18 protein-coding genes are annotated in these 18090 nt (G+C 34.8%); 4 read left to right on the top strand and 14 right to left on the bottom strand.

Features of this window, described 5'->3' with window-relative positions; genetic code table 11:
* Positions 1–185: 185 nt before the first annotated feature.
* From AC3IS6_RS20220 to truA, 8 genes are all read right to left on the bottom strand, one after another.
* On the bottom strand, positions 186–371 hold the full coding sequence (locus AC3IS6_RS20220) for a SymE family type I addiction module toxin (protein ID WP_489162008.1): 186 nt from the start codon (positions 369–371) through the stop codon (positions 186–188).
* Between the two features lie 193 nt (positions 372–564).
* The gene (locus AC3IS6_RS20215) at positions 565–1056 is read right to left on the bottom strand and encodes a TPM domain-containing protein (RefSeq protein WP_489162007.1); all 492 of its coding nucleotides are present in this window, start codon (positions 1054–1056) and stop codon (positions 565–567) included.
* A 149-nt stretch (positions 1057–1205) separates the two neighbouring features.
* Positions 1206–1952 (bottom strand): YegJ family protein, encoded by a 747-nt coding sequence (locus tag AC3IS6_RS20210; protein ID WP_489162005.1) that lies wholly within the window; start codon positions 1950–1952, stop codon positions 1206–1208.
* A gap of 491 nt (positions 1953–2443) precedes the next feature.
* Positions 2444–3832, bottom strand: coding sequence for a dihydrolipoyl dehydrogenase (lpdA, locus tag AC3IS6_RS20205; protein WP_121329580.1), 1389 nt, complete (start codon positions 3830–3832; stop codon positions 2444–2446).
* A 237-nt stretch (positions 3833–4069) separates the two neighbouring features.
* Positions 4070–4654: an NUMOD4 domain-containing protein gene (locus AC3IS6_RS20200; protein ID WP_264524678.1), complete on the bottom strand. Its 585-nt coding sequence runs from the start codon at positions 4652–4654 to the stop codon at positions 4070–4072.
* A 545-nt stretch (positions 4655–5199) separates the two neighbouring features.
* Positions 5200–5493, bottom strand: a complete 294-nt coding sequence (locus AC3IS6_RS20195; RefSeq protein WP_246253169.1) for a ubiquitin-like protein — start codon at positions 5491–5493, stop codon at positions 5200–5202.
* A gap of 229 nt (positions 5494–5722) precedes the next feature.
* Positions 5723–7477 carry an ABC transporter ATP-binding protein gene (locus AC3IS6_RS20190; protein WP_489162002.1) on the bottom strand — a complete coding sequence of 585 codons (1755 nt, stop codon included), beginning with the start codon at positions 7475–7477 and terminating at the stop codon, positions 5723–5725.
* A gap of 78 nt (positions 7478–7555) precedes the next feature.
* Entirely contained in the window at positions 7556–8296 is a 741-nt protein-coding gene (truA, locus tag AC3IS6_RS20185) for a tRNA pseudouridine(38-40) synthase TruA (RefSeq protein WP_281921241.1), read from the bottom strand.
* Positions 8297–8723: 427 nt separating this feature from the next.
* Here truA and AC3IS6_RS20180 point away from each other — a divergent pair, with 427 nt between their 5' ends.
* Positions 8724–9218 (top strand): metallophosphoesterase family protein, encoded by a 495-nt coding sequence (locus tag AC3IS6_RS20180; RefSeq protein WP_263361495.1) that lies wholly within the window; start codon positions 8724–8726, stop codon positions 9216–9218.
* 7 nt (positions 9219–9225) lie between these two features.
* On the opposite strand, the gene AC3IS6_RS20175 is transcribed toward AC3IS6_RS20180, so the two are convergent.
* The 3 genes from AC3IS6_RS20175 to AC3IS6_RS20165 form a co-directional block, all read right to left on the bottom strand.
* Positions 9226–10137, bottom strand: a complete 912-nt coding sequence (locus AC3IS6_RS20175; protein WP_489162000.1) for a sensor histidine kinase — start codon at positions 10135–10137, stop codon at positions 9226–9228.
* Between the two features lie 37 nt (positions 10138–10174).
* A complete protein-coding gene (locus AC3IS6_RS20170; RefSeq protein WP_489161999.1) occupies positions 10175–10837 on the bottom strand; it encodes a response regulator in 663 nt (220 codons plus the stop codon).
* 167 nt (positions 10838–11004) lie between these two features.
* Positions 11005–11421: a DUF4293 domain-containing protein gene (locus tag AC3IS6_RS20165; protein WP_395343160.1), complete on the bottom strand. Its 417-nt coding sequence runs from the start codon at positions 11419–11421 to the stop codon at positions 11005–11007.
* Between the two features lie 184 nt (positions 11422–11605).
* Here AC3IS6_RS20165 and rho point away from each other — a divergent pair, with 184 nt between their 5' ends.
* From rho to AC3IS6_RS20150, 3 genes are all read left to right on the top strand, one after another.
* Entirely contained in the window at positions 11606–13501 is a 1896-nt protein-coding gene (rho, locus tag AC3IS6_RS20160; RefSeq protein ID WP_489161998.1) for a transcription termination factor Rho, read from the top strand.
* Positions 13502–13768: 267 nt separating this feature from the next.
* Positions 13769–14350 (top strand): TetR/AcrR family transcriptional regulator, encoded by a 582-nt coding sequence (locus AC3IS6_RS20155; protein WP_489161996.1) that lies wholly within the window; start codon positions 13769–13771, stop codon positions 14348–14350.
* Between the two features lie 53 nt (positions 14351–14403).
* Positions 14404–14895 (top strand): acyl-CoA thioesterase, encoded by a 492-nt coding sequence (locus AC3IS6_RS20150; protein ID WP_281921250.1) that lies wholly within the window; start codon positions 14404–14406, stop codon positions 14893–14895.
* Between the two features lie 202 nt (positions 14896–15097).
* On the opposite strand, the gene AC3IS6_RS20145 is transcribed toward AC3IS6_RS20150, so the two are convergent.
* The 3 genes from AC3IS6_RS20145 to AC3IS6_RS20135 all read right to left on the bottom strand — a co-directional run bounded on the left by AC3IS6_RS20145 (position 15098) and on the right by AC3IS6_RS20135 (position 18025).
* Positions 15098–16120, bottom strand: a complete 1023-nt coding sequence (locus tag AC3IS6_RS20145; protein ID WP_489161995.1) for a M28 family peptidase — start codon at positions 16118–16120, stop codon at positions 15098–15100.
* Between the two features lie 7 nt (positions 16121–16127).
* Complete coding sequence (locus tag AC3IS6_RS20140; RefSeq protein ID WP_489161993.1) at positions 16128–17105, bottom strand: DUF3667 domain-containing protein; 978 nt, start codon at positions 17103–17105, stop codon at positions 16128–16130.
* Between the two features lie 146 nt (positions 17106–17251).
* Positions 17252–18025: a dienelactone hydrolase family protein gene (locus tag AC3IS6_RS20135; protein WP_489161991.1), complete on the bottom strand. Its 774-nt coding sequence runs from the start codon at positions 18023–18025 to the stop codon at positions 17252–17254.
* Positions 18026–18090 lie beyond the last annotated feature (65 nt).

The following is an 18090-nucleotide window of genomic DNA, read 5'->3' as shown; positions in this document are numbered from 1 at the left end:
AGTTATGAAAATTTATTGATCGGTAAGATGCAAAATTTGTATTGGATTGCGTAGACGCACTGCTGTACGCCTCTACGATTTGGTGTTGCAAGTGATTTGTGTCGTTTACACCGATAGCGAACAGACGAAGTAAATCACAATCTAAATTAGACAAAGATTGGCAATTTTAGTTATGGAGCTAAAACCTATTCTTTGTAAATTGTAATTATCAATTTGTTTTTCTTTTGTTCTACGTTTATCATTTGTCCTGTTTTGAAACCAAGTTTTCCAAGCCATTTACCTTCAAGTATTATTTGCGGTATGATGATAATTTTGCTACGAGCCCTCCTTTGGTATTTTCTATGAACTTTTAGTTTTCTTAAATTTTTCATTTTCCTTGTTATCTGTATGTTTTTTTAATGAATATCCTGTAGAATACAAATGTCTTTTGATTTATTGAGAATGTTGTCATATTATAAATTGACAATCCATAATTTTATAGAAATTAAAAAAAAATCCGGCTTGTTTTCACAAGTCGGATTTTACTATTTTTTTCTGATTAAATCAGTTTAAAAAAAGGATGTTTTATTCTAGCTTTTTGATAAGCTGAATTGCACCTTCTTGTAAAGCTTTATGGTAATCCCCTTTTTTTAGTTCCGGAAGTACATAGGCTGATACAATATCTTTAATTTCCTGATCGCTCATTTTTGGACGTAATTTATTAACGCCCTGTATCTGAATTTGTCTCAATTGCTTGCTTAAAACGATTAAAATAGAAGAGTCAATTTTTAATGTGGAAACCAGGTATTTTTCAAAATCTGAAGAATAATCGGTAAGGTTTGTATATGGTGCTATTGAAGAGGTAGTTACAATAGTAATTTTAGTTTTAGTTTTAGTCTCGCCGGTTTTTAAAAAGTCGCTTAAATTCTTGATTTGACTTGAAGTAAGGATTTTTTCAAAATCGTTTACATAATTGGTTGATTTTGCAAAAATCGCCAGCGCTTCGGTTTTGGTTTGTGCAAAAATAGTATAGGGTAAAAAAAGAGAAAATGTTAATACTAGCAATATTTTTTTCATGGCAAATTTGTTTTGGGTGCCGCAAAATTAGTGCTTTATTATTAAAAAAAGGTCTCTTAATGGTTACTATAAATTAATATTTATTTTCATAGAAATTTCAAAAAAAAAGTCCGATTTATATAAGAAAATCGGACTTTAGATACTAAAAACTACAACAAAGGAATTAGATGTTCCCAGTTAAGCTGTTTTGCAAAATCAAGTGCGGTCTTTCCATTGGAAGTTTCGGCTTTAGCATTAGCTCCGAATTCCAGTAAAACTTCAACAGATGTTTTATTTCCTGCAATTGTTTCGCGATGCAGAAATGTATAGCCTAGTTCGTCTTTTGTGGTAAGTTCTTCAGGATTGTTTTTTACAAAATCAATAAGGTTTTCTTTCATGTTTTTACTCATGGGATGTTCTACCAGGTTTTCCGGTTTTTCTTTTTGATCTGATACGACCATAATGTCATTGTAATCTCCAAATTCTAACCCCCAGGCTTCGTCATGATCTTCTCTTTCTTCTTCATTCATTTCTGAACGCATGGCTTGTATCGTAAAGGCTCCGTAGGTTTTTCCCTGACTGGCAAATAACCAATCGCTTATTTGATTGATGGGTATTTGTACTTCGTCGCCATTACTGACATTGGTTAATTCGTCGGGTTGATTTACTAAGATGCCATAAATGGTATCGCCGTCAAAATTGATATCGTTAATCCACATGTGTTCGACTACAGTTTCACCATCAATTTCCTGAGTAAAGGCCAGTTTTACGCAAGCAACGTCAAGTCCCGGAATAATTCGGCGGTATTCCCACGATAATTCTCTCCAGAAATATTTAAAGGTTTCTTGTGCTTTTTTACAGGCTTCGATTATTATTGGGTTTTCTCCGTCGGCAAAGAATATAGGTGTGTTTTCCATTAGGTATTGTTTTAATTAAGGCCGTAATTATATTTTAACTCCAAGATAAAATATTTCTAATAAATGGTTTAAAATTTAACAATAAAAAAATCTGAATTGAGCTTTTGATACAAAGTGATGTCATTTTACTATGCCTTTGCTTTTTCATCAATATCAATAAGTCTGTTTTTGATTTGTTTGAGAATTACAATTTCATCTTTAATAAAACCAAGTTTTTCAAGCCATTTGCTATGGAGTTTTTTTTGATGGAATTTCTACGTTTATCTTTTTATTTCCTTTAAGGTTTTGAGAACCTTGAAGGAGAACTTGCTTATGCTGAAAACAATTTAGCGTGAAGGATGGAAGTGGCATCCTTTTATGGCGGGGTTCGCCATAAAAGATACAGCGGACAGCCTGACCCGGAGGGACACGCCATAAAAAAATCCGACTTGCTTTCACAAATCGGATTCTTTTAAATTGAAAATTGTATGTAACCGTAAAACGGTATTTTTTTACAAGTGAATTACTTCGCCGTAAGCATCAGCAACAGCTTCCATAACAGCCTCGCTCATTGTTGGGTGAGGGTGGATAGATTTTAGGATTTCATGACCTGTAGTTTCAAGTTTACGAGCTACAACTGCTTCAGCAATCATATCGGTAACACCTGCACCAATCATGTGGCATCCTAACCATTCTCCGTATTTAGCATCAAAGATTACTTTTACGAATCCGTCTGGAGTTCCGGCAGCTTTAGCTTTTCCTGAAGCTGAGAATGGGAATTTACCAATTTTTAATTCGTATCCTTTTTCTTTAGCTTGTTTTTCAGTTAAACCTACAGAAGCGATTTCAGGAGTTGCGTATGTACAACCAGGAACGTTTCCGTAATCGATTGGATCTACGTGTAAACCAGCAATTTTTTCTACACAGTTAATTCCTTCAGCCGAAGCTACGTGAGCCAAAGCTTGTCCTGGAGTAACGTCTCCAATTGCATAATATCCAGGAATATTAGTTGCGTTGTAAGCGTTTACTAAGATTTTATCTCTGTCAACAGCGATTCCAACTTCTTCTAAACCGATGTTTTCAATGTTAGTTTTAATTCCAACTGCCGAAAGTACGATGTCAGCTTCAAGAACTTCTTCACCTTTTGCAGTTTTAACAAATGCTTTAACTCCTGCACCAGTTGTGTCAATACGCTCAACAGATGAGTTAGTCATGATTTTAATTCCGGCTTTTTTCAAAGAACGCTCAAATTGTTTTGAGATATCTTCGTCTTCTACAGGAACAACATTTGGCATAAATTCTACAATAGTAACTTCTGTTCCCATTGAGTTGTAGAAATGAGCAAATTCTACTCCAATTGCTCCAGAACCTACGATAATCATAGATTTTGGTTGTGTTGGTAATGTCATTGCCTGACGGTAGCCAATTACTTTTACTCCATCCTGAGGTAAGTTTGGTAACTCACGAGAGCGAGCTCCGGTTGCGATGATAATGTGATCAGCGCTATATTCAGTAACTTTATTGTCTTTGTCTGTAACGTCAAGTTTTTTTCCTGGTTTTAATTTTCCAAAACCTTCAATAACGTCAATTTTGTTTTTTTTCATTAGGAATTGAACTCCTTTGCTCATTCCTTCAGCAACACCACGGCTACGTTGCACTACTGCCGGGAAATCTTTGTCGAACTCAGAAACTTTCAATCCGTAGTCAGAAGCATGTTTTAGATAATCAAAAACCTGAGCTGATTTTAATAATGCTTTTGTTGGGATACATCCCCAGTTCAAACATACACCACCTAAGTTTTCCTTTTCAACTACAGCTACTTTAAAGCCTAATTGCGAAGCTCTAATAGCTGTTACATATCCACCGGGACCACTTCCTAAAACAATAACGTCGTATTTCATTTTTTTGGTTTTTAGTATTTACTATCGAAAATGAAGTTTAATTCCGAAACTCATTTATCGATTCATTCTTTTGTTATTTGTGCTTGCGAATTTAAGGAATTATTTTAAAAAAATAGTAAGATGTAAAAAAGTAAAAAGCAAAAAGGTAAAATGTGAGATGTAAAAAGTGAAAAGGTGAAATATTAAGATGTAGTAGATACATTTCACATTTCACCTTTAATATTTCACTAAATATAGTTACACTTTTACATGTCCCCAGTTTTCACCGCTGGCAATACGTCGTATCTGCATTTCGCTTACGCCAAATTGTTTGGCAATCATTTTTAGACGTGTTTTTTGTTCCGGGCGCGCGAGGATTTTTTTGATTAACATTACTTTGGTGGTTGTTAATTTTCTTCCGTCGGCTTTTAAATTGTGTTCGATCAGGTTCTTTTTGGCCTGAATCACATGCGGACTTTTACGGCTGTGCGCCATCATTTCGGCTTTTGTTGCCCAGCATAAATTTTTGACATCATCGTTGCTGCGGTTGTAATCCAGATGAAGCACGTAAGTTTGCTCTTCTGATTCTTTTGGGATGAAATAATGGGCGACTAGTTTGTAGAGAAAAAGATATTTGTTGACAATTTTGTCGTCTTTTTTAACCTTAAATCTAAAAGTAGGATAACCATCACTTAGACCACCTTTGAGAATGCGTCCGTTTTGAATTTCATCTGAAAAACTAATCAGTCGGCCTTTGTTTGAAATGGCATATCTAAGTTGTAATGAGGCGTTTATTTCTATTTCTTTGAATTCTTCGTTAGGATAAAATCTGTTTTGTGGCATTTTCTTTTGCATTTGAATTTTGTCTCTCAAAGATAAATAATTCAAAAAAAAGGAATGCTATCCTAAGGCCTGTGAACCAGTAGATTTATGATTCTTATAACGCTAATTTAACTTTTTTAAGAACTTTTTTAGCATTTCGAAATCTAATTAGCCACAGCAAATTGAGAGTCGTATAGATTTTTGTAATAACCGTCGGTTTTAAGGAGTAGTTCCTGATGCGTTTCCTGTTCTGTGATAAGTCCTTTGTTCATTACAATAATTTTGTCAGCATTTACAATGGTTACCAGACGATGCTCAATGATGATCGAAGTGTTGCCTCGTCCAAAATAAGTGATTTCGGTTTCGTTTATAGAAAAAAAGGGTTTGACTTTAATTAAAAGTCAAACCCCATTATTTTTAAACTTACACGCTTTTTAGGACAGTGTTTTTTGGTTTCCTATTTTCCTATTATCGGTTTTGAAATCGAAGTAGTAAGTGTGTCGAAACCCCGTTTTAAAATGTATTTAAACACATTGTCATCTTCTCTAAGAAACAATTAATTAGAATTAATTGCAAGGAGGAGTCCTAAGAACCAAATGTATCGTGCTTTCTTTTAAAATGTTATAATCACATACTGTTCTGCCGTCTTCAAGTTGTTTTCCTGCAAATATTAACCTTTGGCAATCAGGAGAAAATCCTTCTTTATCTTGTATTTTAGCCTTAATATTTTCGATAGTATCTGAACATTCAACCTCAATAGTTATAGTTTTTCCGGTCAAAGTTTTGACAAAAAGTTGCATTGAGAACGCATTAGCAGAAAAGGCTAAAAATAAAACGAGAATTAATAATTTTTTTTTCATGGGGTTTTTTTATACTTGTTTATTTCTCAAAAATACTTATTTATTTGTAATACGCAAAATAACATTATTGAGTTATCACTAGTTCTCCCAATCAAAAGATATCATAGACTAATTTTTGATGATTCGATAGAAGAGAAGCTCTACACAGATGATAGTGAGCTAAATTATTGGCATTGTGACCATAGTTTTGGCAGATCCGTGAGAGAGGTTAATTTTTTTTAAGGAGTAATTAATTAGCTACGGCAAACTGAGAGTCATATAAGTTTTTATAATAACCATCTGTTTTAAGTAATAATTCCTGATGTGTACCTTGTTCAACAATTAGCCCTTTATCCATAACTACAATTTTATCTGCATTTACAATGGTTGCCAATCGATGCGCAATGATAATCGAAGTTCTTCCTTTGGTAATGGTTTCGGTGGCACGCTGAATTAATTCTTCAGAATATGTATCAATCGATGAGGTAGCTTCATCCAGAATTAAAATACTCGGATTACTTACATACGATCTTAAAAACGCAATTAACTGGCGCTGTCCTGAAGAAAGCATAACTCCTCGTTCTTTTACATCAAAATCATAATTGTCCGGCAAACTCATAATAAAATCATGGACACCAATTTTTTTGGCAGCATCCAGAACTTTTTCGCGGGTAATTTCAGGATTGTGTAAAGTGATGTTATTGTAGATTGTATCAGCAAACAAAAAGACATCCTGCAAAACCACCGCAATTTGTTTTCGTAATGAAGCCAAAGTATAATTTTCGATATTATGACCGTCAATGCAAATGGTACCGCTGTTAATTTCGTAGAAACGATTCAATAGATTGATAATAGTCGACTTTCCTGCTCCTGTAGAACCTACAATGGCAACGGTTTGTCCTGAAGAGACAGATAAATCAATTCCTTTTATAACTTCTTCTTCCGGAATATAACTAAAACGGACGTTTTTGAATTCGATACTTCCCTCAAAGATTGGTGCTTCGATTGTTCCGGTATCCTGAATATGATCCTGAGTATCGATAATATCAAAAACACGATTGGCCGCAATCATTCCTAATTGCATCTCGTTGAATTTATCCGCAATCTGACGTAGTGGGTTGAATAGCATTCCGATAAACATGGTATAGGAAAATAAGTCCCCAAAAGTTGTAAAATGATCCCCGTTCAGAATTTTAAAGCCACCGTAAACGACAACCAATCCTAAAGTAATAGAAGAGATAATATCAGCAATCGGAAAAAAAATTGAGTTGTATAAAATTGTTTTGATCCAGGCAACTCTGTGTTTGTTGTTGATGTCTTTAAAGTTATCGGCTTCAATTTGTTCGCGATTAAAAAGCTGTACGATTTTCATTCCTGTAACGCGTTCCTGTACGAAAGAGTTCATATTGGAAATCTGAGTGCGGACTTCTTCAAAAGCGACCTGCATTTTGCGCTGAAAAATTCGCGTAATATAAACCAGAATTGGCATCGCGACTACTACAATCCAAGTTAATTTCCAGTTCATATAAAACATGAAAATAAGTACCACTAGCATTTTCATCAAATCACTGATAATCATAAAAAGCCCCTGACTAAAAATACGAGCAATTGACTCAATGTCTGAAACTGATCTCGTTACCAATTGCCCTACGGGTACAAGGTCAAAATACTTCATTCTGAAGCTTAGTATGTGTTTGAAAAGTTTGGTACGGATATCTTTTACAATGTCCTGTCCAAGCCAATTGGCCCAGTAAACAAAATAAAACTGGGAGAAAACTTCCATCAAAAGAACAGCTCCCATTAAGATTATATAAAAAAGTAAACCCTCCTTGTCATGTGTCTTGATATAGCCGTCGACCGTTTGTTTTAGTAAATAGGGACGAAGGGCTGCAAAAATCGAAAGAGAAACAGCAAAGGTAATAACGCCGTAGTAGCGCCATTTATAAGGTTTGGTATATTTTAAGATTCGTTTGAATAATCCGGTATCAAATGCTTTTGCTTTCATTTATTTATTGTGGGCATTAAGCTTTAAGCTATAGGGAGTAAGCTTTAGGCATAAAGCCTACAGCCTACGGCTTATGGCCTACAGCGATAAATAATCGTAATCAATTTCGGTTAAATATAATCCGTGTGCCGGTACCGAAAATCCGGCTTTTTCTCTGCTTTTACTGGCGATAATGTTTTCAAGATCATCCAGAGAAATTTTATGCAAACCAATATTTACTAATGTTCCAACAATTGCCCGAACCATATTTCGAAGAAAACGATTGGCCGAGATCGTAAAAATCAGCTTACTGTTTTCCTGTTTCCAGTATGCCTCAAAAATCGTGCAATCAAAAGTATTGACGTCTGTATTTACTTTCGAAAAACACTGGAAGTCGGTGTGGAGCAGTAAAATTTTCGCGGCTTCATTCATCAAATCTACATCTAATTTTTGATTAAAGTACCAACTCAATTCTTCTAAAAACGGATTTTTAACAGTGTTGATGTGGTATTCGTAGGTTCTTCTGGTTGCATCAAATCGGCAATGGGCCTCATCGTGAACCGGAAGAATATTAAAAATAGCAATGTCTTTTGGTAAAAACGAGTTGAGCTTGTGAATCAAATTTGGAACTTCCAATGGGGTTTCAACATCAAAATGACCATACATTTCCTGCGCATGAACTCCGGTATCCGTTCGTCCGGCACCCATTACATTTATAGAAGTGTTCAATAAAATAGAAAGCGCTTTGTTTAAAGTTTCCTGAACAGAAGATGCGTTGGGCTGAAATTGCCAGCCATGATAATGTGTTCCGTTATAAGCAAATTGAATAAAATATCTCAAAATAAAGGTTCAAAGGTTCAGAGATGCAAAGGTACAAAGGTTTTTTTTAAAAGTGACTAAGATGCTAAGGTTCTAAGTTGCTAAGGTACTAAGGTAGTTGGATGGTAAGTTTCTTTTTTAGGAGGTTTGAAGGAGTAAAGGTTTTTTTAAAAGGTACTAAGGTTCTAAGTTACTAAGGTAGTTAGATGGTAAGTTTCTTTTTTAGGAGGTTTGAAAGAGTAAGGTTTTTTTAAAAAGGTACTAAGATTCTAAGTTGCTAAGGTACTAGGGTAGTTAGATGGTAAGTTTCTTTTTTAGGAGGTTTGAAGGTACAAAGGTTTTTTAAAAGGTACTAAGGTTCGATGTACCTAAGCAACTTAGAATCTTAGTCCCTTAAAAGAAAAAAAACCTTTGTACCTTTGTGGCTCTGAACCTTTGGGCCTAAATAATGAAAAAAATTCTCCTGCTTTCCGATACTCACAGTCATATTGATGATACCATTCTAAAATACGTTGCTCAGGCCGATGAGGTTTGGCATGCCGGGGATATTGGAGATCTGAATGTTACAGACACAATTAAAAAGTTAAAACCGTTACGTTGTGTTTATGGTAATATTGATGATGCTCAGGCGCGATTGGAATTTCCATTACACAATAGGTTTTTATGTGAAGATGTTTCTGTCTGGATCACCCATATTGGAGGATATCCGGGCAAATATAATCCCAATATAAGGGAAGAAATGACACTGGATCCTCCCAAATTGTTCATCTGCGGCCATTCGCATATACTGAAGGTTATGTTTGATAAAAAAAACAATCTATTGCATATGAATCCGGGAGCGGCGGGGAAAAGTGGTTTTCATCAGGTTCGAACGATGTTGCGATTTGTAATTGATGGTGACAAAATAAAAGACCTGGAAATTGTTGAAATCGGGAAGAAGTAAAATTGAATTAAAGAGGTAATGGAACCTGAATTTTGATAGAGGTTCCTTCATTCGTTTTTGAGGTAATGGAGATGTTTCCTTTGTATTTCTTAATTCGGGCTCTGATTCGGTTTAGACCAAAACCTTCAACATTATTTAGTTTTTCGGTTTCAAAACCTTTTCCGTTATCGTGAATTATAATTACAAATTGATTGTTTTTTTCGGATAAGGAAATTTTAGCCTTTTGTGCATCACTGTGTTTTACAATGTTGTTGAAAAGCTCTGTAACAATAAAATAAACCTTCATTTCAAATTTTTCGATGTATCTTTTTTCAGTCGGAATGGCACTTGAAAATTCAAAATTAATGTGCGAGTTGGAGTTTCTTTCACATAAGTCCTCTAAGGCGTAAATTAGTCCAAAACGAACAAGAAGTGTAGGAGCCAGATCGTGCGACATATCTCGTAAAAGGTCATGTGCTTCCTGTAAAATATCCTTTGCTTTCTGAATTTCATCTGATTTTACTTCGTTTTGTGTTGTAAAAGTTTTTATGTGCAGTCCAACAGAAGATAATAAAGAGTTGATATTGTCGTGCAAAAATGATGCGATTTTTTTACGTTCTACCTCTTGGCTGTCAATACCGGCATTAATTACATTTAGTAATATCTTTTGCTTTATGTCTTTCCGCTTTATTTTTCGCCTCAGTTTATTGTTTTCGTAGAAAAAATAGAATAAAAAGAACAATAGTATTACCAGTACGATGGATAAGCTGATTATCTGCTTATCTCGGATGTTTTTCGGTTGGGAGGGATTGTTTTTTTTGGAATTTTCGACAACAGTAATAGTTTTCTTTTCTGAAATCGACTTTTGCTGATTAGCCGGAAAGCTGCCATTGAAAGAAGTTAATAAAGCAAAAAAAATATAGAATCTGAAAAAAGACATATTGACGCGAATTATTTGAATGTGCTTGTTAAAGGGGTCAGGAATTGATCAGATTGTTTTTGAGTGCATATTTTACGAGGCCAATAGTGCTTTTTAACTGTAGTTTTTTCATGATGTTTTTCCGGTGTGTCTCTACAGTGTTTATACTGATAAAAAGCTGCTCACTGATTTCCTTTCCACTGTGTTCTAAGGCAATTAAAGTGATAATTTCGATTTCACGGGCACTTAAAATAGGGTTTTCGACTTGAATGTTTTTATTAAGTTTTGGATTGTTATGAGAGAAAATGTTGAAGATTTTTTCTCTTACCGAATCGCAAAAATATTCCTGTCCCTGATAAACAGCTTCTATGGCTTCGATTATATTTTCTCCGGCACATTTTTTTGTCAGGTAACCTTTTGCACCTAATTTCATTACTTCTTTGATGATTTTTAAATCATCGTAGCTGGATAGAATAATAATTTTGCACTGAAAATCTTTTTGCTGAAGTTCTTTAACTACTTCTATGCCATCTTTTTTGGGCATGCTGATGTCCAGGACCAAAATATCGGGATTACTTTGAATGATATCATTATAAACAGTGGTGCCATCCTGTGAATTGCCCACCACTTCAAAATTTTCAACTGTCTGTAGCAAATTGGTAAGGCCGTCAATAAGCACCTGATGATCATCTGCAAGGTGTATTCTTATTTTTTGTTTCATAATTGTTTAGGAACTGAAACACAAAATTAAGGAAAAATTATCTTACAAAGTTTCTTTTTAAGGTTGTTTTGGCAGTTCTGTTTGAAATTGTAGAAAATGTAAGGCACAAAAAAACCCGAATTTAAAAATTCGGGTTCTCTTCGCACAAAAAAATTAAGTTTATAGGTTTACCTCAAACGATCTACAGATTTTACAAGATCTTCATCCTTTTTGATGGCCTTATTAGCTAAAACTAATAATACGATAGCAACAATAGGTAGAAACATCCCAATACCTTTCTCTGATACAATGGTAGTAGTATCTCCAGATAAATTTAGAGAACGATATACAAATAATCCCAATAAAATTAAATTTAATATTATGTTCAGTCTGCCCATTACAAACTGATTTTGTCTTTTTTTGTATGAAATGATACTAAGAATAGTTAGCATTGTACTTAAACTTAAAATAACAGCGTAAAATTTATCCTGCATAAAGTAAAATGCCTTACCATTATTTAAGGTCCAAAGCGGAATAAAAAACAGTAATACGCCTGTGATTAAAAAGGTAAGAATTAAATATACGGTTTGAATTCGTTGTATCATGGTCTAAAATTGTTTTACAAAAATATATTTTCTTTTTTTAAAATACTATTGTATGATTAAATTTTATTCGTATTATTGCATCATAATACCGTAAGCACTTCATACTGCGGTCAATCGAAAAAAAAATATCTACCTATTCTTTTTACAGTATTTCCGTTAAAATAATTAAATTCATAGAACATTCATGTTTGATATTTCTGCATTAAAAGAAATGAAGCTTTCTGAGCTTCAAGAAATAGCTAAGTTAGCTAAAACTATAAAGTTTAATGGTGTTAAAAAAGAGACTTTAATCAGTCAGATTTTGGCACATCAAGAAGCGACTGTAGCGCCGCCGGTTAATCCTGTGGCAGAAGCGGAAATAGTTGATGATAAACCGAAAAGAGCAAGAATTGTTCCGGCCAAAAAAACACCAATCAGCAAGAATGTACCAGTTCTGGAATTTGATAAAGTAGAGGAAACTCCTGAAAAAGCTGAAATACCGGTTGCAGTAACTAAAACACCGGCTATTAAAGCAAACCCTAAAACTAATTCTAAGATAAAAGGAAATGCAGTAGCGAAAGAAACAGAAGAAGTTAAAATTGCCGAAGCAACTCCGGAAGTTCAGGAAAATACAGAGAATACTGAAAACGCAGAGAATACAACAGTAGAGAAAAAAGGACCGAAAATCGTAAAATTTAATAAGTCGGCTTACGAGAAAAAGGTCGCTTTGCAAAAAGAAAAAGAAGCTACAAAAGAAGCAATTCCGGAAGGTGAAGCTGTAGCAGAAGTTTCAACGACTGAAAAAACAGAAGTACCGGTTCAAACCAAAAAGGTCAATCCGAACCAAAATAAAAATCCGAATCAGAATCCCAACCAAAACCCAAATCAGAATCCAAATTCGAACCAGAATGGGAACGCAAGTAACGGGAATCAAAATCCAAATCATAAAAATAAAAAGAATAATTTCAGAGATTCAGACTTTGAGTTTGATGGAATTATCGAAAGTGAAGGTGTTCTTGAAATGATGCCGGACGGTTATGGTTTTTTACGTTCATCAGATTATAATTATTTAGCTTCTCCCGATGATATTTATTTATCAACATCACAAATCAGATTGTTTGGTCTTAAGACCGGAGATACTGTAAAAGGAGTAGTTCGTCCTCCAAAAGAAGGAGAGAAGTTTTTCCCCCTTGTTCGTGTACTTAAAATTAATGGTCACGATCCGCAAGTTGTTCGCGACAGAGTTTCTTTTGAACATCTTACCCCGGTTTTCCCTTCTGAAAAATTCAAATTAGCCGAAAAAGGCAGTTCAGTTTCAACCCGTATTATCGACTTATTTTCTCCAATTGGAAAAGGACAGCGTGGTATGATTGTCGCTCAGCCTAAAACGGGAAAAACAATGTTGCTAAAAGACATTGCAAACGCAATCGCAGCCAACCATCCTGAAGTTTACCTTATTGTTCTTTTGATTGATGAGCGTCCTGAGGAGGTTACCGATATGCAGCGTAGTGTAAGAGGTGAAGTTATTGCTTCCACTTTCGACAGAGAACCACAAGAACACGTGAAGATTGCGAATATCGTTCTTGAAAAAGCAAAACGTTTGGTAGAATGCGGACACGATGTGGTTATTTTACTGGATTCTATTACCCGTTTGGCAAGAGCTTATAATACCGTTCAACCTGCTTCAGGTAAAGTTTTAAGTGGAGGTGTTGATGCCAATGCATTGCAAAAACCAAAACGTTTCTTTGGGGCTGCAAGAAATGTAGAAAACGGAGGTTCGTTAAGTATCATCGCAACAGCATTGACCGAAACAGGTTCTAAAATGGATGAGGTGATCTTTGAAGAATTTAAAGGTACCGGTAACATGGAACTTCAATTGGATCGTAAAATTGCCAACAAACGTATTTTCCCTGCTATCGATCTTACTTCGTCAAGTACTCGTCGTGATGATTTATTACTGGATGAGAAAACATTACAAAGAATGTGGATTATGCGTAAATATTTGTCTGATATGAATCCTGTAGAATCTATGGATTTCGTAAACGACCGTTTCAAGAAAACCAGAAACAATGAAGAGTTTTTGATTTCTATGAATGACTAGAAAGAAGGTGCTAAGGTTCTAAGATACCGTGGCTCTGAGATACTTAGAGGCAAAGATAATAGGTTACTAAGATAAAAAGGTCCTGAGTTTTAAAGTGTGAAATGCACTTTGAAACTCAGGACCTTAATTATTTTAATTTCTCAGGTAATTAATCACTGGATTTTTAAATAACTCAGAATCTCCAAGAAAAATAATTCAATCCTGTTACATACCGATCGGTATTTTGATTATATTTGTTTTGAAAATATCTAACGCAAACGAAAAATTATGAATACTTCTGAATTTATATTGGATAAAGTGGCTCCAATTTTCAACAAACAGGGATACATTGGTACCAGTCTGACAGATATAACCAATGCAACTGGCCTTACGAAAGGAGCTATTTATTGCAATTTTACAAATAAAGAAGATTTAGCACTGCAGTCGTTTCGGTTAAATGTCGACTTGGCAATAACACCTTTATTCAAACTTGTAGCAACTAAGAGCGGAAGTTTGGAGAAACTCTATGGGATAACAAATTATCAGAGAAGCTATTATGATTTAGTCAAGGACAGGGGCGGATGTCCTATGCTGCGGGTAGGAGTTGATACAAAATTTATCAATCCATTATTGTTTCAGACTGCTCAGAATTTATCTCAAAAGTTTATTGCCGGACTGACGAATATTATCAGTGAAGGCATTGATAAAGAGGAGATTCTGCGAACTACGGATCCTCTAAAATATGCGAAAATAATGTTGTCTTTAATTGAAGGCAGCTCGCTTTTGGCTTTTACACATAATGATGAGAGTTACATAACTACAGCAATGGACTTTATAGACAGTGCAATAATTGATAAAATAAGGAAATAAAATTTTTTAACTCATCAGATACCGATTGGTATTTGGTATAATAAATTCAAAGAATGGAAAAAGTATTAAAAACAAAAAAGAAAATCAGATTTCAGGATTGTGATCCTTTTAATCATTTAAACAACGCAAAGTACCTGGAGTATTTTATTAATACCAGGGAGGATCAGATTGCTGAGCATTACAATTTGGATATCTTTAAATATCTTAAGGAAACAGGGCTTAGCTGGGTAGTGGCAACTAATCAAATTAGTTATATGCGTCCCGCTTTTACAATGGAAACGGTACTGATTGATTCGCAATTGGTTCAGTATAGCGATAATTTTTTGCTGGTTGAAATGAAAATGTGGAATGAAAATGAAACAGAATTAAAAGCCATTTTATGGATTAAGTTTTTTCATTACAATATTCAGAGCACAAAACGTGCCTCACATTCTGATGATTTGATGAAACTATTTCAATCGGTTGTTGTGCCGGTTGAGCAATCTATTTTTGAGAATAGATGTTTGGAAATTGTTCAGAAATTAAAGTCAGGAGTACCTGCTTAAAGAAGAAATCATTGTGATATGTTATTTAAAAGTTGCTCTATGATGCAAGAATAATCTTTAAGTAATAGGAGAAATAAGAGAGGCTGTCTAAAAAGACAGCCTCCTATTTTATAAAATAAAGTGATAACTTAGTTTCTAAGCACCTAAAAAAATCTCAGAACCTCAAAACCTTAGAGCCTTAGCATCTTAGTACCTCAGTGCCTTATTTAATCGGTTTATCGACTACCGGTCTGTTCTCTCTATTGGCTAAGTCCCAAGCGATCGCGAAAGCCAATTTCGTTCTTTTGGTCAAAGCGTCGTATTCGATTTTTTGAGGCTCATCTCCTTTTCCGTGATAGTCTTCGTGAACTCCATTAAAAAAGAAAACTGCCGGAATTCCATATTTTGCAAAATTATAATGATCAGAACGCTCATAAAAATGATTTGGATCTTTAGGGTCATTAAATTTAAAATCAAGGTCTATTTTGGTATATTTTTCGTTCTGAGCCACCACAATATTGTGTAAGTCGGTTGAGAGTCTGTCGGCTCCAATTACGTACACATAGTTGTTTGTTTTTGCATGATCAACATCACGACGGCCAATCATATCAATGTTGATATCGGTAATGGTATTGGCAATTGGAAATAATGGATTTTCAGAATAATAGCGCGAACCATGCAAGCCATGTTCTTCACCTGTTACGTGTAGGAACAGGATAGAACGTTTTGGTCCGTGTCCGTCTTTTTTGGCTTTTGCAAATGCTTTTGCCATTTCTATGACAGCAACTGTTCCCGAACCGTCATCATCGGCCCCATTATAAATTTCGCCCTTTTTTATTCCAACGTGATCGTAATGTGCTGAAATTACCAAAACTTCATTAGGTTTTTCAGAACCTTCAATGTAAGCCCAGATGTTCTCTGAATCAGGTAAATTTTCGTTACGTCTGGCATTTAAGAAAGATGCAGGAATGTGCTGATAATAATCCGTTGCTCCTTTTGGAAACGAAATTCCACTTTTTTTGTATTGTTCGATCATGTAAAGACCAGCTTTCTTTTGTCCTTTGGATCCGGTTTCACGGCCTTCCATTTCATCTGAAGCGACCACATAAAGCATTGTTTTTAGATTTTTTTCTGAAATAAATTCAATGTATTTAGACGGATCTGAATTGTCTTTTGAGGTAACTGACTGTGTGTTTTTACAAGAAAATGCAGTACCAATTAATAACAGGATTATAATTTTTTTCATGTGTTGTTTAATGTAAATTGATAAAGGTATAGAAAACGTAAAAGACTAATAAGATTAGGATGAAAGTAAAATTTATAAACAGCAATGCAATGCTTTTAAAAAAGGAAATCCATCTTGTTTCGCCATAAAATCGGTGATGCGCCGGAAAAAAATAATAAAACATCCAGAGACCTCCAAGGAAGTCGGTTATATCTGAAATCACAGCTATAGGACTATCTTCTCCAAATAATCCAACAAGTCTACGAATTACAAACAAGATGAAGGTTACCAGAAGCAAAAACGAAAAATAGTGTAAAGTGAATATCCCATGATCAAAATAATACCATCTTTTTTTGTTGTGAAAAAGCCATAAAAAGAAAGCAAATAGTGGCATTATAATAAACAGAACTTTAGGAATGTTGTGTACAAATGATTCTGTGAATTTGTTGATGAGTTCTTTTTTGGTATTGTGCTCCTTTACGTATTTTACTTTTTGAACTACCCAGTAGCTAAACGAGTCTAATTTTTTATCTTCGGGGGCATATTTTTGAACGGAATCTACTTCGTGGGTAAATTTATCAAAACCATCTCCAGGTTTTAAATCGTTAAGATTTCCTGTGAAAATGTTTTTTGGAGCTTCTTTCTTGTTGCTTACTTCTAGATTAAAATCAGCTGGAGTTTCCTCTGAATGACCAGGAAATAAAGCAATCATTAAAAAAGTAACAAAACTAATAAAGATGTATAAACGAACAGGCGCCAGATAGGATAGGCGTTTTCCCGAAAGATATTCTTTAGTTAAAGCAGAGGGTTTAAACAAAAGATTTTTGATCGTACGCCAAAAAGCATTTTCGTAATGTGTCAGATCTTCAAAAAAGTGAATAAACAAATGATGAAATGTTTTTCGGGAATCAGTGTTTTCCTGTCCGCAATTGGGACAGAATTTTTGTTCAACAACGTGTCTGCAGTTTAGGCAGGTTTTGTCTTTTCTAATCGGACTGTGTGACATTGGGTATGAATTACTTTGGTTTGATTTTGGTTGTTGCTTTTTGCCCGTGGATGTCACGGATTTAAATGGGTTTATGTTGTTTTTTACGATACAAATTTTACGTAGCGCAAATTAATTTTAATCTGCTTAAATCTCTATGCTGTTGTTTATTTTTTTAATACTTCATTTAGGAAAAGCTGTAAATGCTCAAAAGATCTTTTTGCTGCAATAGCATTATAGGCCGCACCCTTTGAATTGTCATTTCCTACTTCCGGATTTGTGAAAGAGTGTACGGCATTCGCATAATAAATCATTTGCCAGTCGGCTTTTGAATCGCGCATTTCCTGCTGAAAAGCAGTGATTTCTTCTTTTGATTCATAAGGATCGTCGGCTCCATGACAAATCAGTACTTTAGAGGTAATTGGTTCAATCTTTCTGGCAGCATCTCTGGCTAAACTTCCGTGGAATGAAACAACTCCTTTTAGGTTCAAATGTCCTCGGGCAGCTTCAAGAACCCCCGTTCCGCCAAAACAGTATCCTATGGCTACAATATTGTCGACATTGGCCCCCGATTTAACTAATTCCTGTAGCGCTGTATTGATGCGTTTTTGGTATACTTCGTAATTTTTTTTGTAATAACCTGCCTGTTTTCCTGCTTCGGCAGTATTGGCCGGATAATTTCCTTCACCATAGATATCGGCAATGAAAACATTATAGCCTAGTTTCGCTAAGTTTTCTGCAATATCTTTAGAAGCTTTATCAATTCCCAGCCAGGCCGGAATAAGTAAAATACCCGGATTTTGAGGGCTTTTTTTAAGAGATTTTGTAAACAATCCATTTAAAGTCTGAGAACCATCGTTATATTTTACAGCTTTTAGTTGCGCATTTATACCGTTAGAAAACAGTATAGTAGCAAATAGGAGAAGGGCCGAATTTTTCATAAGGGTACAATTTTTAACAAATATCAGAAATATTATGTTACAAAAAAACCTCGGGATATATTTCT

It is taken from the genome of Flavobacterium sp. KH_035 (genome assembly GCF_057839565.1).
Note: the sequence above shows the minus strand (reverse complement) of the source record. Positions and strands in the feature narration are given on the sequence as shown.